A 20,928-nucleotide genomic window follows, 5' to 3' on the forward strand; every position below is an offset into this window, starting at 1 on the left:
CTATTTCACCCTGATATGTATTTATATGACGTACCGAAGTCTCCGGTCACCACCTGTCCCAGCCATGTCCCGTATCGGTAGAGAAAGGGTTGGTCCAATCCAAGCTCTGACCTCACCTGCCTGACCAATTCATCCGATGGCGTTACACCTGTAGACATGAGCATAAGTCTGGCTGGATCTCCAGGAGACAGATAGGTTAGCAGGAACGTCAGAAACGTGATGCCGAACAATACGGCACCAGTACTAATACACGTTTAACGATATATCTGCTCAAGTGCTCAAACATCCTTCCCCAAAACTTTATGTATGTGCCATGATGTTCTCCGTCCATATTAAAAAGGCGTCCCTCTCCGTGTTACTGGATGAGGACGCCTTAAATAAACAGATTTTCAGAAAAAATCATGCTCTCTAAACACCTTCCTATCTCCCGTAGGGTACTACTGTGTTTGTTAAACCTGGCAGGTCTCCTTGCTCCAGCATCATCGTCATTGCAGCTCCTTCCCGGTCTAAAACCCAGACCAGTGGATATGCGCTACCTGACTTCGCTGTTACAGTGGCGGGACCGCGCCGGTATTACACCGGACTTCCCTATTAAGCTTTCGCCCGGACGGGCGAAGCACCAAGTTCCACATATTTAATTGAACTTACTTCATTTCATATCACTTGTATCAGTATAGCGGGACGACAGATAATGATCGAAACTTTTCTTTTCAAATTGCAGTCATCAATACATCTAATCTCGCATTCGTGAACCCTTTGGCGACACACCCGTCACCCGTTTGAACATCTTGGAAAATAATAGCGGGTCCGTGTAGCCTACCGAATGGGCTACTTCGCTCACAGAAAGAGCGGGATTACGAAGCAACTCTGCAGCCCGGTTCATGCGATATTCCAGAAAAAAGGACTGCAGCGACTTGCCATATCGCTCCTTGAACAGCCCAGACAGGTACGTTCGATCCAGCCCTACAGCCCGGGCAATGTCCAGAATGGACGTTCGCTGGCTGTACCGAGTCTCCATGAACTGAACCGCCTGCCGAATGTACGTCTCTTTGCTAGACAAGAGCTGGCTGTCTTCTTCCAGATCAGGCGAGGATGAGATCAATTCAGCGATCATACGATACAGCAGGCTTTGATAGAGAACATCGCCTCCCGGATGCGAGCGCGTTGTAGCCTGTACCATATCGTCATATAAATGGGCCATCGTGTCTGCATCATGGGCACTGAATACCGGGTGTTCCGAGCTTAGTTGTGCGCGCTGCAGAAAAGCCTTTGCCTGGACACCTTTGAAACCAAACCACGAATAGGTCCAGGGTTCCTGCGAATCAGCTTCATAATGAATAACCGTATCCGGTAAAATCACGAACCCTTGCCCCTGAGTCAAGTGATATTCCCGACCTTCCATGTACACGGTACCCCAGCCTTCATGGATGTAATGCACAATGTAAGAATCCCGTACACCTGGCCCCCAATAATGCGCAGGATCACACGCCTCCCAACCAAAGAACAACAGGACCAGCTCCATCTGCGTCCATCCAACAGGAACAACGTTCATCTCCACTTTTCGGCTCATGCTCCGCCTCCTTCCGTACCATCCACCGTTTGCTCTCTCTCACGTGTCCATCATACATTATAACAGCTGAAGCGCACGAATTTGAATAGAAAGCGAAAACAAAAATGGGATTATGCCATGTTTGAGAGAGGTTGAGCCATAGTTATATACGCCAGATCGGCCTATAGTTGGGGTACAACATTTTTCAGGGAGGCTGAACTTAAATGAATAAAATTACGTTTCTCGGTGCAGGCAGCACCGTCTTTGTTAAAAATGTATTGGGTGATGTCATGATGACCGAAGCACTGCAGGATTTTGAACTGGCACTGTATGATATCGATGCTGAACGTTTGAGTGACTCCGAACGTTTGCTGACCAGTCTGGCCCGTTCGATTGGAAGTCGTTGTGTCATTAACGTATATCATGACCGCAAAGAAGCGCTGCGCGGAGCCAAATATGTCATCAACGCCATTCAAGTGGGTGGGTATGATCCATGCACCATTACGGACTTCGAGATTCCGAATAAATACGGACTGCGTCAAACGATTGCAGACACACTCGGTATCGGCGGAATTTTCCGTAACTTGCGGACGATTCCAGTCATGCTGGATTTTGCCCGGGATATGCAGGAAGTATGTCCGGATGCCTGGTTCCTGAACTATACCAACCCGATGGCCGTGCTTACCAACGTCATGAACGTGCATGGCGGGATCAAAACCGTAGGATTGTGTCATAGCGTGCAGGTATGTGTACCACATCTGTTTGATGCACTGGGGATCGATCAGACGGGTGTCGTAGCCAAAATTGCAGGCATCAACCACATGGCGTGGCTGCTCGAAGTCACAAAAGATGGTCAGGATCTGTACCCCGAAATTAAACGTCTGGCGAAGGAAAAACAGAAAGAACAGCATGACGACATGGTTCGTTTTGAGCTGATGCAGCGTTTTGGCTATTATGTAACGGAGTCCTCCGAGCACAGTGCTGAGTACCACCCTTATTTTATCAAACGCAACTACCCTGAACTGATCGAACGCTTCAACATTCCACTGGATGAGTATCCACGCCGCTGTGTGAACCAGATTGAAGGCTGGAAGGAAATGCGTGGTAAACTGTTCGCTAGTGAAAACATTGAACACACCCGTAGCCATGAATACGCTTCTCATATCATGGAAGCCATGGAGACGAACCAACCTTACAAAATTGGCGGCAACGTCATGAACAACGGACTGATTACGAACCTGCCACGCGAGGCCTGTGTTGAGGTACCTTGTCTGGTCGATGGATCAGGAATCAGCCCTACGTACATTGGTGACCTGCCTCCACAACTCGCGGCATTGAACCGGACAAACATCAACACTCAGCTGCTGACGATCGAAGCAGCAATCACTGGTAAGAAGGAACATATCTATCATGCCGCCATGCTTGATCCGCACACGGCGGCCGAACTGTCCATCGACGACATCGTAGCAATGTGTGATGAGTTGATTGAGGCTCATGGCGACTGGTTACCAAAATACACGTCATAATATAAAAGCACCGTTTCCTTTGCAGCTAAAGGGGACGGTGCTTTATTCGTTTGGTTCGTTTGCAATTGAACCTTATTCGGCTGGGAGCAAAAAACGATACCCAATGCCCGGCTCCGTTTGAATATATCGGGGATTCGTCGGATCTTCATTTAATTTTTTGCGCAGATGTCCCACATATATCCGAAGGTAATGACTGTCAGACTCATGATGATGCCCTCCCCATACTTGCTGCAAAAGCTGACGCTGGGTGATGATTTTCCCCGCATTGGAGGCGAGTACCTTCAGCATCTCATATTCCGTTGGGGTTAATTTCACTATGGCCTCCTCCAGTTCGACCTGCCTTTGGGCCAGATCAATCGTGAGTGACCCGAAGCGCAGTATTGGCTCATCCGCCGTTTTGGCTACATGACGTAACGCAACCCGAATACGAGCGACCAACTCACCCATCCCGAACGGTTTGGTCACATAATCATCTGCACCACCATCCAACGCGGCAATTTTGTCTCCCTCCTGATCCTTCGCTGTTAGCACGATAATAGGTACCTGCGACCACTCGCGGATTCGGCGCAGCACCTCCATGCCGGACATGCCCGGCAAGCCGAGATCAAGGATGATCAGATCCGGATGTACAATACTGGCCTGAATAACGCCCTCTTCCCCATCTCCACACTCGTGGAGTTCGAATTGGTGTGCCTGAAGGGTGACCTTGAGCAATTTGCGAATCTGCGGCTCATCATCAATCACCAGTATGCGAGCCCCTAGTGGTGCGTTCATGTTATTCTTCAACCTCTCCTTGTTCTGAATAGGGAAACCGTGGTCCGTGAGCCTCCATAGGGATATCTATGCGTATTCTCGTTCCCCCGCCCGGATTCGGCTCTGCCACAATGGTACCTCCGTGGACTTCCACAATGCCTTTGCAGATCGCCAGACCAAGCCCCGTTCCTGTGACATGCTGAGTAGACTCCGAGCGATAGAACTTCTCAAATATACGTGTTCTTTCCGCTTCCGGTATACCGATGCCTTGATCAGCGACCCTGATTGTCAATTGACTCGGACTCATATCACTCGCCACAGTGATGATAATCAGACTCTCATCAGGCGAATATTTGATGGCATTGCTGACGATATTAACCAGCACCTGTTCCAGTAATACTTCATCTCCGTAGATGAAGGCCGGATCATCAGGAAGTTCAACTTGAATGTTGGGATGCGGACTGAATTCCCGAACCTGTGTCAGTACAACGCTGATCATATCTCCCACGTCACACCATTTCCGGTTCAGTTGCAACATGCCGCTCTCCAGCCGAACCATACCCAGCAGATTCGTGACGAGACGATTCATGCGCAAGGCCCCGTCCCGAATGTTGCCTGTTAATTCTCTCCGATCCTCGGGTGTAAAAAGCGTGTCATTCTCCAACATTCCCGTAGCCGAGCCGATAATAGCGGTCAGGGGTGTGCGTAATTCATGGGAGACAGAATCGAGCAGCGCTGTGCGTATACGCTCTGATTCCGCAGTAATCTGTGCCAATCGGGCCTCTTCCGCCAGCTTCACTCGGGCAATGGCACCTGCCGCCAGACCTCCGCATGCTTCCAGCAGACGAAGCTGTTCTTGTTGCTCATGAACCTCGCCAGCGTCCATGCTCACGGCGAGCACGCCATGAATCTGCTCCTCTGTGCGTAGCGGCACGTAAAGGCCGGGAGATTCACGCAAAGCGGATGATCCTCTACCAGCGATCTGTCCGTGATGATATACCCATTTGGCAATGGCAATCTCCGACTGCCCATCCCCCCAACCATCCTTTTCCCCTTCTGATGCGGATACGGAAGATCTTGTAACCAGCAGTTCCCCTTGTTCATCCGGAAGATACACAGCCGTCGGCTTACCCAGGGTAAGTGACACTTGGGTTGCAATATTAACCAGCAACGTATTCAGATCCGTAATGACTGTCATCTGACGACTCAATGCGTATAGGGAGTTAGTCGTGGCCTCACGTGCTTTTACCATCTCCAGCTGTTGTCTCAATCGACCTGCAAGACTCGCAGTTAAAATTGCCACCGCAAGATACACGACAAAGGAGATGAGATATCTCAAATCCTCAACCGTAAAGCTCAGATATGGTGGTACAAAAAAGAAGTCAAACATAATGACGCTAAAACTCGCAGCATATATAGCTGGCCCCATTCCCCAATACACGGCACTCACCAGTACGGGAAATAGGTATATCAGCGCTACATTAACCAAATCACCACTCATACCGATGGCATGAAGCAGCAAGGTTAGCAGCGTCACCCCGAGGGTCACCCATACATATGCCGGAACCCGTTTCCCATGGGATGCCCGCGTTTCTTTTTTTATTCGTTTAGACAACATCCATTCACATCCCGCTCCGTTCATCATCGTAATCTGCAACGATCAATACATCCAGATGCCGCGACAAGCGTACAAGTCGGTTGACCACCGAACCTGAGCCGCGGTAGCCATTCAGCCACCATTCTCGTCTTGCCTGCCCGACAACCAACTGGGTTGTTCGCGCCTCCGATGCCTTTCTTGACAAAATCCCAGGTATATCCCGTAGCTTTGGACTATGGTGGATGTGAAATTGACCGCCAAGCCGAATGGTCAGCTGCTCCAACGCTTCCAGATGGCACTTCACTTCGTCGCTCATGGATTCACCGATGTGGATATGATGTACATGCCAGATGGCTTTTAGACGATAAGCCATACGGAATCCGCGCCGGATCAGCCGCTCGGCATGATGATCACTGCTTACACATACGAAGACCACTTCCTGTCTGCGCCAAGGTCCTCGAAGTGCGATTTTGGCCTGCTGTGCTTCAAGCCGTTCATCCACGTCGTCCGCCAGTTCACGCAAAGCAAGTTCACGCAAGGCAATCAGATTGCCGATTTTGAAGAAATTCGCAAGGGCTTGCTCGACCTTGGTAGTTGCATAGATTTTACCCTCCCTCATGCGCTGCCGCAAGGCCTGAGGCGCCACATCAATCAACTGCACCTCATCCGCCATCTGAATGATCCGATCGGGTACGGTCTCGCGGACACGAACATCGGTAATATGTTCAACAGCATCATTCAGACTTTCGAGATGCTGTACATTCATGGTGGTAATCACCGAGATGCCTGCATTCAGCAGGAGCAGGACATCTTCATAACGCTTTTGCCGGACACTTCCGGGTACATTCGTATGCGCAAGTTCATCCACAAGCACCACTTCCGGACAAAGACGCAGAATTCCCTCGGTGTCCATCTCTTCCAGACGAGTTCCCTGATAAACGCGTTGCGCGCGAGGGATCACAGACAGGTGGCCCATCTGCTCCACGGTTTCCGCCCGCCCATGTGTCTCCAGCAAGCCGATCTGCACATCGATACCTTTACGGAGCAAATCATTGCCTTCCCGCAGCATCATGTAGGTTTTGCCTACACCGGGTGCGGCTCCGATATATATTTTGAATGTACCACGCTGAATCTGGCCAATCTGTTCCTTCATTTCCTGCTCGCTTAGTCTGCGGTATGTCAGTGACTCCACATCGGTTACCTTGGCCGGAACCACACGTTCACCCTCCCGGGCCGCTCGATCAGCAACCAGAAACAGGTCGACACCACGTAGTCTGCGTAGCAGCGAGTTAACAACGGACCCTTGCCACAGTTCCTGCCAGCGCGTACGCCGGGAGTGTCCCATTACAATCCGGGTAATCTGTTGCTCCATCGCGTAACGCGCGAGCGTAGACGGGATATTGCGACGGTGTAATATAGACAACTCCTCCATATGGCCGCCAAACTTCTCCACCAGCTTGATCATATTGCGCCGAAATACGGTTGCTTCCTTGGTTAATGGCTGCTTCATATTCCGAAAAACAACAGCGCACAAATCACCATTCAGCCGTTTGGCAATCTGTTGTCCGCGCCGAATGTAGATCGAGCCGTTCCAATGATATTGTGTGAACACCAGAATTCGCTCCATGATGCCTGTTGTAATGGTAATTCCCATCTCCACCCGATGCTCGCGCAGGGATTCATTCACCCCTTCCGCAACCAATCTCAGGGCCAGTTCGCGCAGAATACCCAAATTACCTTGACGAAATATAGCTTCACCCTCATGCCCCTGCAAATGACCCTCTGCAAGACGGCTCAGTATCGTTTCCGGCGTGACATCAATCAGCTTCACTTCATCCGCAAGTTCCAACGTATCCGCGGGTACGGTATATTCTGCTGCGATACCCGTAAGTTGTCGGGCCAGCTCGGTATAGCCTTCCAGTTCATACACATTCACCGTCGTCATGACACTGATGTTGTGTCGGAGCAAGAACTGAATGTCCTCCAGCCGGGTAGCATGCCGAGCGCCTTCTCTGTTGCGATGTGCCAGACCATCCACCAGCACAACCTCCGGATTACGCGCCAATAGTGCATCCAGGTTCAGATCCTTCATCTCTACATTATCACTCTGGCGCAACCAGTGAATGCTTGGAATCCGTTCGAGTGCGCCAAGTTGCTCCACCGTTTCCGGTCTGCGCATCGTGGACACGGCACAGATGACCACATCTATGCCCTGTTGGCACAACGTGTTCCCTTCCCGTAGCATGTGATACGTTTTGCCCGATCCGCTGACTGGGCCGATGTAAATTTTGAGCGTACCCTGCTGCAGCTTCGTAATCATCTTCAACATCTCTTCCGGTGACTTGCGCTTGAAGCTTTCTTCCATCCGTCCTCTCCCCCTTTCTTATTAAAATATGAAGAAAAAAATGGAGAAAGCCCCTCCCGATATATCGTGAGCAGGCTAATACATTCGTCCGTTATTCCAGTTTTGCTGTCAGCGCCATATTTAGAGCCGTTACATTCACACGCGGTTCCCCGAAAATACCCATCTGACGGCCTTCCGTATGCTCATTTACAATTTGCATAAGCTGCTGTTCACTAAGCCCTGTAGCTTCGCTAATACGCGGGATCTGCGCCTCAGCGGCTTCGGGAGAGAGATCTGGGTCAAGACCCGAGCCTGAACCCGTCACGAGATCAGCGGGGATCTGCTGCAATTCCGGGTTTTCCTGCCTAAGCCGAGCCATCTTTTCCTTCATCTCGCTGATATACTCCTCTGAAGCTACGGCGCGATTCGAACCGGCTGAAGCCGTTGGGTCATAACCGGCATTCGATGCCCGGGGCTGGAACAACCCCGGCGATTGTATTTCCTGCGCAAGCAATGACGAGCCAATGATTATCTCATCTTGCGTAATCAAGCTTCCATTCGCCTGCGCAGGAAAGAGAAGTTGGGCTACGCCAGTTGTTACGAGCGGGTAAATTAGACCGCAGATCAGCATAAGTACGACGGATAACCGTATGGCGGGCAAGAACATGTTCACACAGATCACTTCCTGGTTTCATATTATAAAAAAACATTTTCGATACAAGTTGCACAACATCTTATCACTGTTCCGAAGTCTCAACGATTCAACTCAGACTATAACGACTCCGATGCTTTACAAGACTCTATCGTTTTTATTTTAATTTCTCTGTTGTTATCTTGATTAAAGAATCCTAGACAGAACCAGGTCAATCAGCTTAATCCCGATAAAAGGTACAATCACACCGCCTACGCCATAGATGAACACATTGCGACCTAGCAGCCGTTCGGCTGACATCGCCCGGTACTTGACCCCTTTCATCGCTATGGGAATGAGTAGTGGAATAATAATGGCGTTGAAGATTAGCGCCGACAGGATCGCCGACTGCGGTGAAGCCAGATTCATAATATTCAGCGCCTGAAGCTGCGGCATGGCGAGAATAAACATAGCTGGAATGATCGCAAAATATTTGGCGATATCATTGGATATCGAAAAGGTTGTGAGTGCGCCGCGTGTAATCAGCAGCTGCTTGCCAATGGAGACGACCGACAAAAGCTTGGTCGGGTCGGAGTCCAAATCAATCATGTTGGCCGCTTCCTTGGCCGCCATGGTGCCCGAATTCATCGCCAGGCCCACATCGGCCTGCGCCAGAGCAGGAGCATCGTTCGTACCGTCGCCCGTCATGGCGACGAGTTTGCCCTCCTGCTGCTCTTTTTTGATCGCCGCAATCTTGTCCTCGGGCTTCGCTTCGGCAATAAAATCATCCACGCCCGCTTCCAGCGCTATAGTCGCTGCGGTCAGCGGATTGTCGCCTGTACACATAATGGTCTTGATGCCCATGGCGCGCATCTCGGCGAACTTCTCTTTCAGCCCTGGCTTCACAGTGTCTTTCAGATAGATCACACCATAGATTCGTTCATCGATGGCTACAGCCAGCGGCGTACCTCCGGCCTTCGCAATACGATTGGCGATCTCATCCAGATCACCTGGTATAAGGCCTCCTTCGGAAACAATATAGCGTTTGATCGCATCCACCGCACCTTTGCGGATTTTCACTCCGCTGATCAGATTCAGACCGGACATCCGGGTCTCTGCCGTGAACGCCACATTTTCTGCATTCACATACTCCGTCTCAGCCCAGCTCTGACCTTGTTTCCCTGCCAGTTCCACAATAGAACGTCCTTCCGGGGTCTCATCTCGCACAGATGCCTGTAAAGCAGCTTGCGTTATCTCTGATGAACTAATGCCCTGAACAGGAATGAATTCAGATGCCATACGGTTTCCGTATGTGATCGTTCCCGTTTTGTCCAAAATCAACGTATCAATATCCCCGGCTGCTTCCACCGCTTTACCCGACATGGCGAGCACATTAAACTGCGTAACACGGTCCATTCCGGCAATACCAATGGCCGACAGCAATCCCCCGATTGTAGTTGGAATTAGGCAGACGAGCAGCGCGATCAGAGTCGCCAGATCCAGTCGAATACCCAGATAATTCGCCATCGGGACCATCGTCAGAATGACGATCAGAAAGATCAGGGTTAATACGGCGAGCAGGGTTGTCAGCGCGATTTCATTGGGTGTTTTCTGGCGCTGAGCACCCTCAACCAGAGAGATCATCCGGTCAAGGAATGACTCCCCAGGATCAGTCTGAACACGCATGACGATGTAATCGGATACGACGCGGGTACCTCCGGTAACGGAGGAGAAATCGCCTCCTGCTTCCTTGATGACCGGAGCGGATTCTCCCGTAATGGCCGATTCATCAATGGAGGCCAAGCCTTCCGTAATTTCACCGTCCGTCGGGATCAGTTCACCGACTTCCACGCGGACCATATCGCCTTTTTTCAGCTGGGTCGAAGAGACTTGCCTAACCGTTCCATCCTTCTGCACCAGATTGGCCATGGTGTCCGACTTGGTCTTGCGTAACGTATCCGCCTGTGCTTTACCTCTGCCTTCGGCAAGTGCCTCCGCGAAGTTAGCGAACAGCAGCGTGAACAACAAAATGAAAAACACGGCGATGTTATACCCGCGCCCAGCCTCGGATGCTTTGAAAAGATCTGGATTGATGCATAACAACAGCGTAATGAATGTTCCGACCTCTACAATAAACATGACCGGATTTTTGATCATGACCACCGGATTTAACTTCTTGAACGCATCCAGTGAAGCCTGAAGTATCATATCCTTGCTTAACGACCGTTTCAATCCTGGATCACGTTGAATATTACCGCGGTTGTTATCCGGCTTGCCCCTTGGTATCGATCCGGTTTATTGCCATTCATCCCGTAAACTTCCGTTTCCGTATACATTCGTTCCATGCTCTGCTCCTTCTTTCGTTCGACTGCATTCATCTTGCATTGCCACCTCCATACTTTGTGTCCTCACACAGACCTTCTTTCGTCACCATGAACCATTGATCTATATCCCTGATTGTATCTAACTCCATGAACCTGTACTCATTGAATCATCGCCAGATGCTCTGCGATCGGTCCAAGGGCAAGCGAAGGGAAGAATGTGAGTGCGCCGACAACAACGATCATCATAACCAAAATGCCAGCAAATAGAGGTGTGTGTGTACGCAGCGTACCTGTAGTTACCGGCACAACCCGTTTGGTGGCGAGCGAACCCGCAATGGCCAGCATGGCGATCATTGAAACGTACCTTCCCAGCAGCATAACGATACCAATCGCGATGTTGTAAAAGTCCGTGTTGGCATTCAGGCCGGCAAAAGCCGATCCATTATTGGCCGCACCCGAGGCAAAAGCATAGAGAACCTCGGTCAGGCCATGCATGCCCCCGTTGGAGATGGACGCAATGGCTTCAGGCCGCATAAGCGCGAGAGCGGTTGGCACAAGAATAATCAAAGGATGAATGAGCAAGGCGATGCATGCAAGCTTCACTTCTTTGCCCTCGATTTTTTTGCCCAGAAACTCAGGTGTTCGCCCCACCATCAATCCACAGATGAACACAGCCAGAATGACATATAACAGTCCGTTGATTAGCCCTACCCTTTGCCACCAAACACGTTATTGAGCATCATCTGGGCGAGTGACACCAGACCTCCAAGCGGGGTAAGCGACTCGTGCATATTGTTGACCGATCCTGTTGTAGCCGCCGTCGTGACCGCTGTGAATAAAGCCGATTCAGGTATGCCGAACCTGACCTCTTTCCCCTCCATATTGCCCTGAAGGCCTGCTGCATCCAGCGCCGGTACACCGCGATATTCGGAGACAAATACGGTGGTCAACATCACAAGGAAAAGAAAACTCATGGCCGCGAACAATGCCCAACCCTGCTTCCGGTTATTGACCATTAAGCCGAAGGCGTATATCAAAGCCGTTGGCAACAGCATCATACAAACGATATGCACCAGATTGCTCAGGGCTGTCGGATTCTCAAATGGATGTGCAGCATTGGTTCCAAACCAACCACCACCGTTGGTGCCAATGTGTTTGATCGATTCCAGTGAGGCGACCAGTCCACGTGTAATGGTCTGCTGCGCGCCTTCCAGCGTGGTTGCGTTCACCGCTCCCGCGAGTGTCTGAGGCACACCCTGAAACACGAGGAACAAGGCTACGATGAAGCTCAGCGGCAAAAAAATTCTCGTAATCGACCGTACAAGGTCGACGTAAAAGTTCCCCAGTTCGTCTCGGCGACCTGCCAGCCCACGAATAAACGCAATAGCTACTGCGAATCCCGTCGCTGCCGATGTAAACATCGGGAACGTCACAGCCAGCATCTGTGACAGGTACGAAAGAGCGTTCTCGCCCGTATAAGACTGCCAGTTCGTGTTGGTCATGAACGATACGGCCGTATTAAATGCCTGCGCCGATGGCATATTGCCGATCCCATCCGGGTTGAGCGGTAAGTATTTTTGCAGTCGTAGCACCAGAAACATCAACACCAACATCACGAAGTTGGAGAGGAGAACGGCCGTGAGGTACTTTTTCCAGCCCATGGACTCGTTCTCGCGCACTCCCATCACTCGATAGAGCAGTCGCTCTGGTCCGCCAAAAAACCGATCCAGCCCCGTTCGCTGTCCATCGAACACGTTCACTACATATTTTCCCACCGGTTTCACCAGCAGCAGGATGATCAGTAGCGTCACCGCTACTTGCACTACACCGATACCCATATCCGCATTTCCTCCCTATTCGACGTTCCTTTGTTCCCGCATTACGCACATCATCAGCATCAGAATTTCTCTGGCTTCACCAGCACATAACCGAGATACATCACCAGTGCGAGCACAATCATGCCGATAACAATCATTCCGCTCCCCCTCTCTGTCCTCAAGCCTTCTCGCAGAATTTCACAAATCCCCAAAACAACGCAAACAGCAGCACAACCAATCCAATCATTGTGGCATCATTCACCATGCGCCCTTCCTCCCTCTCTCCACCGTTCTCTGCACCTGCTACGTGTAAAATCGTAATACGAAACGCTGTAAAAAAGGGGTAAAGAAATGCCTGCACGGGTGTAAAAAAAGCGTAAAAAAGACCCGCTCTCCTCAGCTATGGGCTGAAAAGACCGGGTCTATGAGCGTTTTTATACGGAGCAATCTATTACCTACTAGTCCATTTCAAGAGCTGCGTGTAGGCATTTCCCTCACATTTTGAATACTAGTTTGTGGCTTGTTCGTCATGTACTTGTTAAAGAAGTCCGTGTTTATTCCTGTCATATGATGAAAGAAGGAAGTTTCCACTTTCCAATCCTCCTCAATCATATAACGGATATCCACAAGACCTTTATTGGAAAGCAGGTCAATAATGGTTTTAATTCGCATCGGCTTTTGAAGTGGAATCTCCCTGTCGAAAGGCTCCTTTTCCAGATATCCTCTTCGGTGCATCGCCGCATAGAAATTACGATGATCCTTAGCTTCCATCATTCCTAGATGTGCTGCTCTGTATCCCAGCACTTGTAGGGAAGTCTTCCATTTATTTTTCAAATCAAGATATTGATCGGGATTCGTCTTATAAGTGATTTCATTCATGTCCGATGAAAACTCTTCTTCGGGCAATAAAAATGCACCCGCAAACAGATTAGCTTCATTTTCAATCAATTTGTGTTCTTTTCGGTCCAGATTGACAAATTCAAGACGATAATGAAGCAACAAATGACCAAGCTCATGTGCAAGATCGAAATTCCTACGAACCGCAGAACGTTTGATGTTGCCCAGTATGATAAACGGACGATCATTTCGTGTCCAAAGGCTGTACGCATCAATTTCTTCACCAATCGCTTTTTCAAAAACATATACACCACTTTTTTCGATCCGGAACATCAGGTTCTCATTCGTGGATGGCTCCATATTCAGCCGTTGTCTCGCAAGATGGGCAACATAATGGATCTGAGTCGTACGATCATCGTCTGTATGGTTCATATACTCAATTGCCTCTTCCCGCAATTGGATAATATTCAGTGTGGGAAGGCTGATCTGAGCGGTAATATAATTAATGAACGTGTCCAGATATTCTACATGTTTTGCTTCTGTCTGTGTCTTGGATATCACATTCATCACTTTCGAACGATAGGCAATGTTCATAACATCAATGTTGGCTGCGTTATTACGCTGTGTAAGCATATCTTTCGTATAAAAATACTTGCTTTTTACACTGAAAATGCGTTTCAACTCATTCACAATTGGAACCTTCGGAGAGGTATAAGCATTTTCATATTGCCAGACTGCTTGTTCTGTCACACCTAATTGTTCAGAGAGCTGTTTTCTCGAATACCCATGCATGATCCGCAAATTGGTCAAATTTTCACCAACGAACATGCTACTCCCTCCTTACTGAACGACACAGGGAATCACCCCCGCTGTTCTCCTTCCAAAATTTCAATATCATAAGCTGCCGGATCAACGATATCTTCCACATCAGGAGTAAGCGCCTCCCGTTCACTATCATCCAGTTCAGCACCAGAGATGAGGTCTGATAAATCTTCTATAAAATAAGCGATATTATCATGCGGATTAGGCAGATAATGCTGAACCTTCGAAATTTGGTATGCATCATCAATAGCATAAGTGAGTATATGAAACTCATTATATGTAGATGCAAGATGTTCAAGTTCTTCTTTCACACGGCTGACCTGACTCTCTGAGATTGGAAAAGAAAGTTGCTCAACCCTCTCCAACTCACCATGTTCATTACGGCGTGGTTGAATCAAAGAAAATTCCAGATCGTTATTAATCTTGGAGAGATCGTGTAAATAGGTACGGAAAGCACCTTTGTTGTCAACGCCCGTAGGTAGCTTGGCACTGGAAAAACTATTCTCATTAAAGTAGGCTGCGTTCTTTATCAGAAACAGAACTTTTGATTCTTCATGTGTGAACTGGAGATAATCCCATGTTAAACCTGCTTTGGATTTCTTGTGAGTGAATCCTTGTTCACCGCAATAATCTGCGATTTTGCTCTCAATAAAATTTCCCTTTGTCCAGGCAAAGGCTGAACTAATCTTCATGTTTCTCTTCCGATCTTTACGGTGATCAATATATTCGCGGTATCCTTCAACAATAGCATCAACAAGCATCTGACTATGTTCCGACTTGAACTTATATTGTTCCATATAGATCACTCCGATTCATAAATATGAAGACAAGTTATATTTTAATCGAAGTTCGTGTGCAAAGATATGATTTTTTTTGATATTTTTAAAGTGAACCTATCTCATACACTTCATCCAAATGGATTCTGTGCCCACTGCAATAATCTCTTTTTTGTAACTTTGCCATGGGAGGTATGATGGACAACTTTTCCCTGATCGAGAAGAATTACCTGCGGTGACTCATGGCGAACCTCGGTCTCTCCCGCAATGTGAAGGGACAACGGACGGTTTTCAATCACTTTGACGAGGTGGTAATCCATGGGTTGTCTCGGATCTGACGCATTCGTGCCTACAAACGCCATAAACTCTCTGTACGCTCTCGCACTGGTCGGGCACGTCGTGCTGTGCTTCAGGATAAGCACTGGATGATCCTGGGAGCGATGAAGCGCCTCTTCCCAGTCATCCAGTTTGTACAGCTCGCTAACATGTTGACTCAGCATATCGTACGAGTCGGAACCCGCACGTTTGCTGACCACTGAACCAATCACCATACCAAGTGCCACGCCAAAAGCAATCCCGAGTGCAAGCTGCTGCGTGGCGGCACCAATGCTGACTCCCATGGCAGTACCTATCGCAAGCCAGACAGCTTGATGATTCACTTTTTTGTCCATACCAACCATCCTCTCAAGATATGTATTATGAAGGCTACATCAAGACTTCCAACCTTATATTCTGATCAGATTATAGCATAGGCATCTGTGAGCAGGTTCTGATAATCTGCGTCTCAGGGTCAACATATAGAGGAACACAACCATCTCGATCTATATCTTGCTGATAGAAAGACGCTCTTAGGATTTATGCAAAATGCTCATTTGTGATACACTGATTGTAATTTGGAAACGATGAACATGAAGAATGGATTGGAAAGGCGGAAATTCCATATGACATATGCTTTTATGATTGAACCACAGGATTTTATTGCGCTGGAGAACGAAGACGAGCTGATTGAGAAATGTCAGGAGTGGGGTCTGCTTTCGGCGAAAGCGACCAAACTCAAAACGTTCTATTATAAAGGAAACGGACTGAACATGCCCTGCACCATCATTGGATATGTCGATCACATGGCAGCCGTTATTCAACTGGATAATGGACAGAAGCATTGTATTCACCCGTCCTATCTGAAGGAGATGCAAGCTTCCAGCTACAATGCACGAAGTATAGGCACTGCCGGGTCAGATCGAACCATAGACACCTCCACCACCGCTAAAACAGAACAAGAGATCCCTCTTGACGTTGCAACCGCTACGGACACATTGGTGGATCTGGATGAAATGCCAGCCGATCTGGACGAGGATGATTCGGACGACACGGACCCAGATGACCTGTCCTCTGGTTTGAAAGGTGATCCCGATGGGCTGGTGGAAGAGTATATCGGACCTCAAAGCGGGGCAGCCAGTGAATCCAAACCGAAAGCCAAAACAGCAAGCAAGTCTAAAGCCGTCAAAGTCGATCTGCCAGAAGGTAAAGTGAAGATAAGTGCCGTGGTCAAAGAGTTCACCACCGTCCCGAATCACTTCTCTGATAATGACGATGAAATCATCATCTATGAGGCGGTTACCATCACGGAGCCAGACGTCATCGATATCGGTGAAGCTTGGTCCAGCCACAGTGCCACCATCAAGAAACAGGAGCTAGAGGTCGGAGATGTTCTCACATTTGAAGCGAAGATCATCAAGAAGAAACTGACCCGCAACCCGGTTCCCTATAAAATTAACAACCCTTCCAAGATTCAGAAAGAAGATTAACTTTTTTGAGGAAAAGGGTACTAAAAAACCTCCACGTTGCCCAAGGCAACGGATGGAGGTTTCATTATTGAATGGCTAGACTTGTCCAGGTGTAGCGTTAATCTGGAACTGTACGCCAAACTTGTCGAGAACCGAACCGTAGGCTGGACTCCAGAACGTCTCTTGTATAGGCATTTTCACTTCGCCGCCATCTTCCAGCTGGTTGAAAATAGCTTTCGCCTCATCCGCAGTATCCGTGTTCACCGTAACCGTAACATGATTACCTATCGTGTGCGGCATACCTGGAAATGTATCGGACAACATTAATACCGAGCTGCCAATCTGCAAAGAAGCATGCATAATACGGTCTTTCGCTTCTGGCGGGATAGGGTGATTCGGGTCAGATGGACCGTCGCCAAATGTTTGAAGGGAGAGCACTTCCGCTCCAAATGCCTTTTGATAAAAATCTACCGCTTCACGTCCGTTACCGTCTGTTACCAGATACACATTCAAGCTAACTGCCATTGCGTTCTTCATCTCCTTGGGCTCATGTAATAATACAATTCACGCCACTTGCGACATGAGTATATATGAACAGGTTGTCCTTTGACAAGCATGTATTTCTTCACTTATCTCTGCGGACGACTACACCGTTAGGATGACCAAGATATTCTTAATCCATCCCCGCTTCACTACCTGTTCAACCTGTGGTCGGCCCCCTTAATCCAAAAAAAAGACCACTCTCCCGAGTTGTGTCGGTAAAATGGCTGTGTTCAATCCTATAACGTTATCGCGTTTGCACAATGCTATCTAATTCACTTTTCAATAAGAGGTATCGGTGAACACTTCTCATGATCGGGACCTTTGTAAGTTTGTTTTTGTCTACGTACAGTTTCATCTGGTCTTTACTCAAACCAAGCAAACTTCCCGCTTCAGATACCGTCAATACTACCTCGGGGTTCGTAGCATTAAATGTCTTCTTAACTTTCTGATTCCAGTCCTCGAATACCTGCATAGATCAGCGACCTCTCCTATCCATAGCCAGTTATATCAGGCTGAATATATCTATTATACCACATTTGTGATGTTCGTAACTTAAACGTTATGGAGATCCAATTTATGTTAGTGATTCTGGCGTCGCGCAATCGGTTTGGATCAAACTCGCCTACTCGGAACGGTAACGCTTTAATCCGTGCGAAGGTACATGATTACCAAGGTCGCTGATGCCAGAAAAACACATAGCGGCGAGAACAAAATACTATCCCATTTTGCAAACATAGTCCCTTTTTTTCTCTTGAAAAAACCAACCCATCTAAAATCTCCTACGGCACGGAACATAAACACAATGAACAATATCCATGCACCGTAAGGCAATAGAGAATAGGAGAACAGTACTCGCACCAGTCCGCCCAGCTCCAGAACGAACCATGCCCCCAAAGCTAACAGCAACGCGATAACAGATGTACCCATCTTCCCGGGCTCAAAGAGTCTGTCTTTACCCGTGTGTGGGATAGTCGCTTCTAGCCCCCACGTTCCTCCGAGCACCCAATAGACATGCAAACCACTCAATATTGCCAAAATAAAACTCGTCGTCCAAGTCAGAAGCCCCAACATGTCACTCTTCCCCCTCTTAACTAAACATCCATTCCTTACAAATCAGTTCAATATGTCGCTGGATATCTTCATCCTTTAACGTCTCCTGCTTATGACGCTCATACCAACCCAAGTAGTAGTGGTACAACATCCATGATTTCTGAAAGGCCTGTTCAGGGTGCATTCCCTTTTGGATCAACAGTTGTTTCATAAACTCCATTCTCAGCTGCTCCACTTCATCCAGGATTACCCGATAGGTCTCATCCTTCAACGACAACTTTCGCAGATAAAATAGAAAATCTCCCCGCTGGGTGGTTCCGAACATCCGGTTCAGCACGTCAACAATCTGCTCATCTGCGGTCGCATGGACATTGGAATCTGCAATGACCTGCTGGGTGGTACGTTCTTTCCACGTCTCAATAAGTCGTTGAATGAAGCTGGATCGGCTTCTGAAATACCAATAAAAGCTGCTTTTACTGCATCCCAAAGAAACTGCCATTTTCTCTATGACGAGCTCTTCTACTCCGCCTTGTTCAAACTGCTCGATACCTCGCTGGACCCACTGTTCCTCGGTAACAATAATTTTAGGCATCCTAATCCCCTCTCTTTTTATGTACGGTACCGTCTAGATAGTTATGATTCTACAATGATTCGCAGTCGTTGTACACGCTATGGATTGGTTGCATATAAAAAACCACCTTCAGATGAAGTGCCCCCAATGGTTAGACATAACTACCAATTGGGGTACACAGTTCACAGAAAGGTGGTCTCCTCATTGCCTATATCCTACGCCTCTTCCCAGAAGCGGCGCAGGTTGTCCATGGCGATCTTGGAAGCGGATTTACATTCTTCCATACCTTCGAACTCTACCGTAATATGACCATCATAACCGGAGTCTTTAATCCATTTAACTATTTTGCGGATCGGAATGTCGCCATGTCCAACAATTGCACCACGCAGGAAGTTGCCATGAGCAGTTGTGAACCATTCGCCTTCCCCCGGATGCTCATCATAAGGACGGAAGTAGAAATCTTTAAAGTGGACCAGGGAGGCGTATGGCAGATTCTTCATGACACCGATGATTGGGTTCTCATCCACGCACATGAAATTGCCGATATCGAGTGTTGTTTTGAAGTTCGGACGATTCACAGCATGGAGTACACGCTGCACCCGGTCGCTTGCTTGCACACTGAAACCATGATTCTCAATGGTTGTTGTGATCCCATACTGTGCGGCGTAGTCCGCAATGATCTGGCTTCCTTTCACCATCAGCGGCAGATGTTCCTCAAACCAGGCAATAGTCATCTTATCACGCGGCAACGTAAACGCCGTTACGTCATGACGCAGATGCCGAACACCCATCCGGTGTACCACATCGACATGTCTTTTGACCCGAGCCATCTCTTCTTCAAACGCCTCTTCCGTCTCCTGCACAAAATTCGCTGGCATCGAATAGTTGGACAATTCAATACCCGCAGATGCCGCCCGCTCCCGAATCGCATCTGCTAAATCATGATTATCCTCAACGGTATAGCCGTAAGGTACCATCTCCATGTGCTCGCCACCATTAGCCGCAATCCAGTCGATCACATCCAACACTGTCATTTCACCCGAATTCAGATCATTCAACAAACTATACGTGCTCAGGCCCACTTTCATCTACTCAGCTCCTATCGATATTGTTGGATGAATTGCACTGCCTTGCGAATGTCCTGCTCCGGCTGATGGCCTACCTCGCGCTCAATCGTTAGATATCCGGTATAACCAATCTCCTGAAGAGCTGCAAAGTATCCGTCAAAATCAACCCCGCCCTCGCCCAGTGGCACCTCACGGAAGAAGGTTCCGGAAGAGACCATTTCGGCAATCTTCTCATGATCCATCGGGACATACCCGACCGCTCCGTACACATCTCGCGGATCAACTTCCTTCAACCGCACACCATCCTTCACATGGGTATGGACAATGTAATCCTTGAGTAGACGAACGCCCTGTGCCGGATCATCGCCAGTTACCATCACCATGTTGGCTGGATCAAAATTGACGGAGACTCCTTTGGTCGACAGCGTATCCAGAAATCCTTTCAGGTCAGCAGCTGTTTCCGGTCCTGTCTCGATGGCAAAGTATGCGCCGACACTTCTGGCGTATTGACCCAGTTCCTCACACGCAGCGTGCAGCGTGGCATAGACTTCCGATGACGGATCATGCGGAACAATACCGATATGTGTGGTGACGATGTTCGTGCCCAGATCAAGTGCCAGATCCACGATCCGTTTCGACTTCTCCACTTTCCACGGATTATCTGCCTTGACCTGGAACCCATGACCGCCCAGATCACCAACCAATGCCGCTATTTCAAGCCCCAGAGAATCGATGTAACTCCTAAGTTCCCGCCGAGCTGTGGGTGACAGGTTCTCCGGGTCCATCTCTCCTTTGACAGCATAGATCTGTACGCCTTCCGCACCTACGTCTTTGGCTTTGTTCAACCCTTCCCGTACACCAACCCCAAAGCTATCCACGATAACACCGATCTTATTCGTTAATTTCATGTCATACCCTCCTTTGATTAGATGAATTG

The 20,928-nt window shown here is 48.6% G+C and carries 21 protein-coding genes, 1 pseudogene and 1 riboswitch; of the genes and pseudogenes, 2 read left to right on the forward strand and 20 right to left on the reverse strand.

The features are described 5' to 3' along the window. Positions 1–5: 5 nt before the first annotated feature. Complete coding sequence (locus C0Q44_RS04405; RefSeq protein ID WP_181150851.1) at positions 6–230, reverse strand: ABC transporter permease family protein; 225 nt, start codon at positions 228–230, stop codon at positions 6–8. A gap of 210 nt (positions 231–440) precedes the next feature. After that, positions 441–639: riboswitch (cobalamin riboswitch) on the reverse strand. A 94-nt stretch (positions 640–733) separates the two neighbouring features. Beyond that, a complete protein-coding gene (locus tag C0Q44_RS04410; protein ID WP_105406203.1) occupies positions 734–1,570 on the reverse strand; it encodes an AraC family transcriptional regulator in 837 nt (278 codons plus the stop codon). A 203-nt stretch (positions 1,571–1,773) separates the two neighbouring features. Between C0Q44_RS04410 and melA the strand changes: the two genes are divergently transcribed. After that, positions 1,774–3,075 carry an alpha-glucosidase/alpha-galactosidase gene (gene melA / locus C0Q44_RS04415; protein ID WP_105406204.1) on the forward strand — a complete coding sequence of 434 codons (1,302 nt, stop codon included), beginning with the start codon at positions 1,774–1,776 and terminating at the stop codon, positions 3,073–3,075. A 72-nt stretch (positions 3,076–3,147) separates the two neighbouring features. On the opposite strand, the gene C0Q44_RS04420 is transcribed toward melA, so the two are convergent. The 12 genes and pseudogenes from C0Q44_RS04420 to ytxJ form a co-directional block, all read right to left on the reverse strand. Further along, complete coding sequence (locus C0Q44_RS04420) at positions 3,148–3,849, reverse strand: response regulator (protein WP_105406205.1); 702 nt, start codon at positions 3,847–3,849, stop codon at positions 3,148–3,150. Position 3,850: 1 nt separating this feature from the next. Next, the gene (locus tag C0Q44_RS04425) at positions 3,851–5,485 is read right to left on the reverse strand and encodes an ATP-binding protein (RefSeq protein WP_258166169.1); all 1,635 of its coding nucleotides are present in this window, start codon (positions 5,483–5,485) and stop codon (positions 3,851–3,853) included. Next, positions 5,451–7,790, reverse strand: a complete 2,340-nt coding sequence (locus tag C0Q44_RS04430) for a histidine kinase (protein ID WP_105406206.1) — start codon at positions 7,788–7,790, stop codon at positions 5,451–5,453. Before C0Q44_RS04430 ends, C0Q44_RS04425 begins: the two co-directional genes overlap by 35 nt. A gap of 91 nt (positions 7,791–7,881) precedes the next feature. Continuing rightward, the gene (gene kdpC / locus C0Q44_RS04435) at positions 7,882–8,436 is read right to left on the reverse strand and encodes a potassium-transporting ATPase subunit KdpC (protein WP_258166274.1); all 555 of its coding nucleotides are present in this window, start codon (positions 8,434–8,436) and stop codon (positions 7,882–7,884) included. A gap of 171 nt (positions 8,437–8,607) precedes the next feature. Then, positions 8,608–10,608, reverse strand: a complete 2,001-nt coding sequence (gene kdpB / locus C0Q44_RS04440; protein WP_105406208.1) for a potassium-transporting ATPase subunit KdpB — start codon at positions 10,606–10,608, stop codon at positions 8,608–8,610. Between the two features lie 20 nt (positions 10,609–10,628). Continuing rightward, positions 10,629–10,778: a hypothetical protein gene (locus C0Q44_RS30055; RefSeq protein WP_181150852.1), complete on the reverse strand. Its 150-nt coding sequence runs from the start codon at positions 10,776–10,778 to the stop codon at positions 10,629–10,631. Positions 10,779–10,883: 105 nt separating this feature from the next. Beyond that, positions 10,884–12,562, reverse strand: a pseudogene (gene kdpA / locus C0Q44_RS04445) (potassium-transporting ATPase subunit KdpA). Positions 12,563–12,621: 59 nt separating this feature from the next. After that, positions 12,622–12,723, reverse strand: a complete 102-nt coding sequence (locus C0Q44_RS04450; protein ID WP_105406209.1) for a potassium-transporting ATPase subunit F — start codon at positions 12,721–12,723, stop codon at positions 12,622–12,624. Further along, positions 12,720–12,902, reverse strand: coding sequence for a hypothetical protein (locus C0Q44_RS30060; protein ID WP_105406210.1), 183 nt, complete (start codon positions 12,900–12,902; stop codon positions 12,720–12,722). The genes C0Q44_RS04450 and C0Q44_RS30060 overlap by 4 nt, the downstream gene beginning before the upstream one ends. 107 nt (positions 12,903–13,009) lie before the next feature. Beyond that, complete coding sequence (locus C0Q44_RS04460) at positions 13,010–14,206, reverse strand: spr1629 family repressor/antitoxin (RefSeq protein WP_105406211.1); 1,197 nt, start codon at positions 14,204–14,206, stop codon at positions 13,010–13,012. A gap of 32 nt (positions 14,207–14,238) precedes the next feature. Beyond that, entirely contained in the window at positions 14,239–14,997 is a 759-nt protein-coding gene (locus C0Q44_RS04465; RefSeq protein WP_017691175.1) for a spr1630 family ClpXP-sensitive toxin, read from the reverse strand. Between the two features lie 110 nt (positions 14,998–15,107). Then, positions 15,108–15,635, reverse strand: coding sequence for a bacillithiol system redox-active protein YtxJ (gene ytxJ / locus C0Q44_RS04470; protein WP_258166170.1), 528 nt, complete (start codon positions 15,633–15,635; stop codon positions 15,108–15,110). 282 nt (positions 15,636–15,917) lie between these two features. Between ytxJ and C0Q44_RS04475 the strand changes: the two genes are divergently transcribed. After that, positions 15,918–16,781 (forward strand): hypothetical protein, encoded by an 864-nt coding sequence (locus C0Q44_RS04475; protein ID WP_105406212.1) that lies wholly within the window; start codon positions 15,918–15,920, stop codon positions 16,779–16,781. Positions 16,782–16,856: 75 nt separating this feature from the next. Here the strand turns inward: C0Q44_RS04475 and C0Q44_RS04480 are convergent, their stop codons facing one another. The 6 genes from C0Q44_RS04480 to C0Q44_RS04505 all read right to left on the reverse strand — a co-directional run bounded on the left by C0Q44_RS04480 (position 16,857) and on the right by C0Q44_RS04505 (position 20,899). Beyond that, entirely contained in the window at positions 16,857–17,285 is a 429-nt protein-coding gene (locus tag C0Q44_RS04480) for a VOC family protein (RefSeq protein WP_105406213.1), read from the reverse strand. Positions 17,286–17,547: 262 nt separating this feature from the next. Beyond that, entirely contained in the window at positions 17,548–17,775 is a 228-nt protein-coding gene (locus C0Q44_RS04485) for a DNA-binding protein (protein ID WP_105406214.1), read from the reverse strand. Between the two features lie 170 nt (positions 17,776–17,945). Continuing rightward, positions 17,946–18,374, reverse strand: coding sequence for a DUF3995 domain-containing protein (locus tag C0Q44_RS04490; protein WP_105406215.1), 429 nt, complete (start codon positions 18,372–18,374; stop codon positions 17,946–17,948). A gap of 16 nt (positions 18,375–18,390) precedes the next feature. Further along, a complete protein-coding gene (locus tag C0Q44_RS04495; RefSeq protein ID WP_105406216.1) occupies positions 18,391–18,945 on the reverse strand; it encodes a TetR/AcrR family transcriptional regulator in 555 nt (184 codons plus the stop codon). Between the two features lie 194 nt (positions 18,946–19,139). Further along, positions 19,140–20,012 (reverse strand): sugar phosphate isomerase/epimerase family protein, encoded by an 873-nt coding sequence (locus C0Q44_RS04500; protein WP_105406217.1) that lies wholly within the window; start codon positions 20,010–20,012, stop codon positions 19,140–19,142. Between the two features lie 11 nt (positions 20,013–20,023). Further along, complete coding sequence (locus tag C0Q44_RS04505; RefSeq protein WP_105406218.1) at positions 20,024–20,899, reverse strand: sugar phosphate isomerase/epimerase family protein; 876 nt, start codon at positions 20,897–20,899, stop codon at positions 20,024–20,026. Positions 20,900–20,928 lie beyond the last annotated feature (29 nt).

The organism is Paenibacillus sp. PCH8 (assembly GCF_002968835.1).
GTDB lineage: Bacteria > Bacillota > Bacilli > Paenibacillales > Paenibacillaceae > Paenibacillus.

Coding starts and splice junctions, on each gene's coding strand:
- C0Q44_RS04410 (WP_105406203.1), bottom strand. CDS start 1,570: ATGAGCCGAAAAGTGGAGATGAACGTTGTTCCTGTTGGATGGACGCAG.
- melA (WP_105406204.1), top strand. CDS start 1,774: ATGAATAAAATTACGTTTCTCGGTGCAGGCAGCACCGTCTTTGTTAAA.
- C0Q44_RS04420 (WP_105406205.1), bottom strand. CDS start 3,849: ATGAACGCACCACTAGGGGCTCGCATACTGGTGATTGATGATGAGCCG.
- C0Q44_RS04430 (WP_105406206.1), bottom strand. CDS start 7,790: ATGGAAGAAAGCTTCAAGCGCAAGTCACCGGAAGAGATGTTGAAGATG.
- kdpC (WP_258166274.1), bottom strand. CDS start 8,436: ATGTTCTTGCCCGCCATACGGTTATCCGTCGTACTTATGCTGATCTGC.
- kdpB (WP_105406208.1), bottom strand. CDS start 10,608: ATGATACTTCAGGCTTCACTGGATGCGTTCAAGAAGTTAAATCCGGTG.
- C0Q44_RS30055 (WP_181150852.1), bottom strand. CDS start 10,778: ATGAATGCAGTCGAACGAAAGAAGGAGCAGAGCATGGAACGAATGTAT.
- C0Q44_RS04460 (WP_105406211.1), bottom strand. CDS start 14,206: ATGTTCGTTGGTGAAAATTTGACCAATTTGCGGATCATGCATGGGTAT.
- C0Q44_RS04465 (WP_017691175.1), bottom strand. CDS start 14,997: ATGGAACAATATAAGTTCAAGTCGGAACATAGTCAGATGCTTGTTGAT.
- C0Q44_RS04475 (WP_105406212.1), top strand. CDS start 15,918: ATGACATATGCTTTTATGATTGAACCACAGGATTTTATTGCGCTGGAG.
- C0Q44_RS04480 (WP_105406213.1), bottom strand. CDS start 17,285: ATGGCAGTTAGCTTGAATGTGTATCTGGTAACAGACGGTAACGGACGT.
- C0Q44_RS04485 (WP_105406214.1), bottom strand. CDS start 17,775: ATGCAGGTATTCGAGGACTGGAATCAGAAAGTTAAGAAGACATTTAAT.
- C0Q44_RS04490 (WP_105406215.1), bottom strand. CDS start 18,374: ATGTTGGGGCTTCTGACTTGGACGACGAGTTTTATTTTGGCAATATTG.
- C0Q44_RS04495 (WP_105406216.1), bottom strand. CDS start 18,945: ATGCCTAAAATTATTGTTACCGAGGAACAGTGGGTCCAGCGAGGTATC.
- C0Q44_RS04500 (WP_105406217.1), bottom strand. CDS start 20,012: ATGAAAGTGGGCCTGAGCACGTATAGTTTGTTGAATGATCTGAATTCG.
- C0Q44_RS04505 (WP_105406218.1), bottom strand. CDS start 20,899: ATGAAATTAACGAATAAGATCGGTGTTATCGTGGATAGCTTTGGGGTT.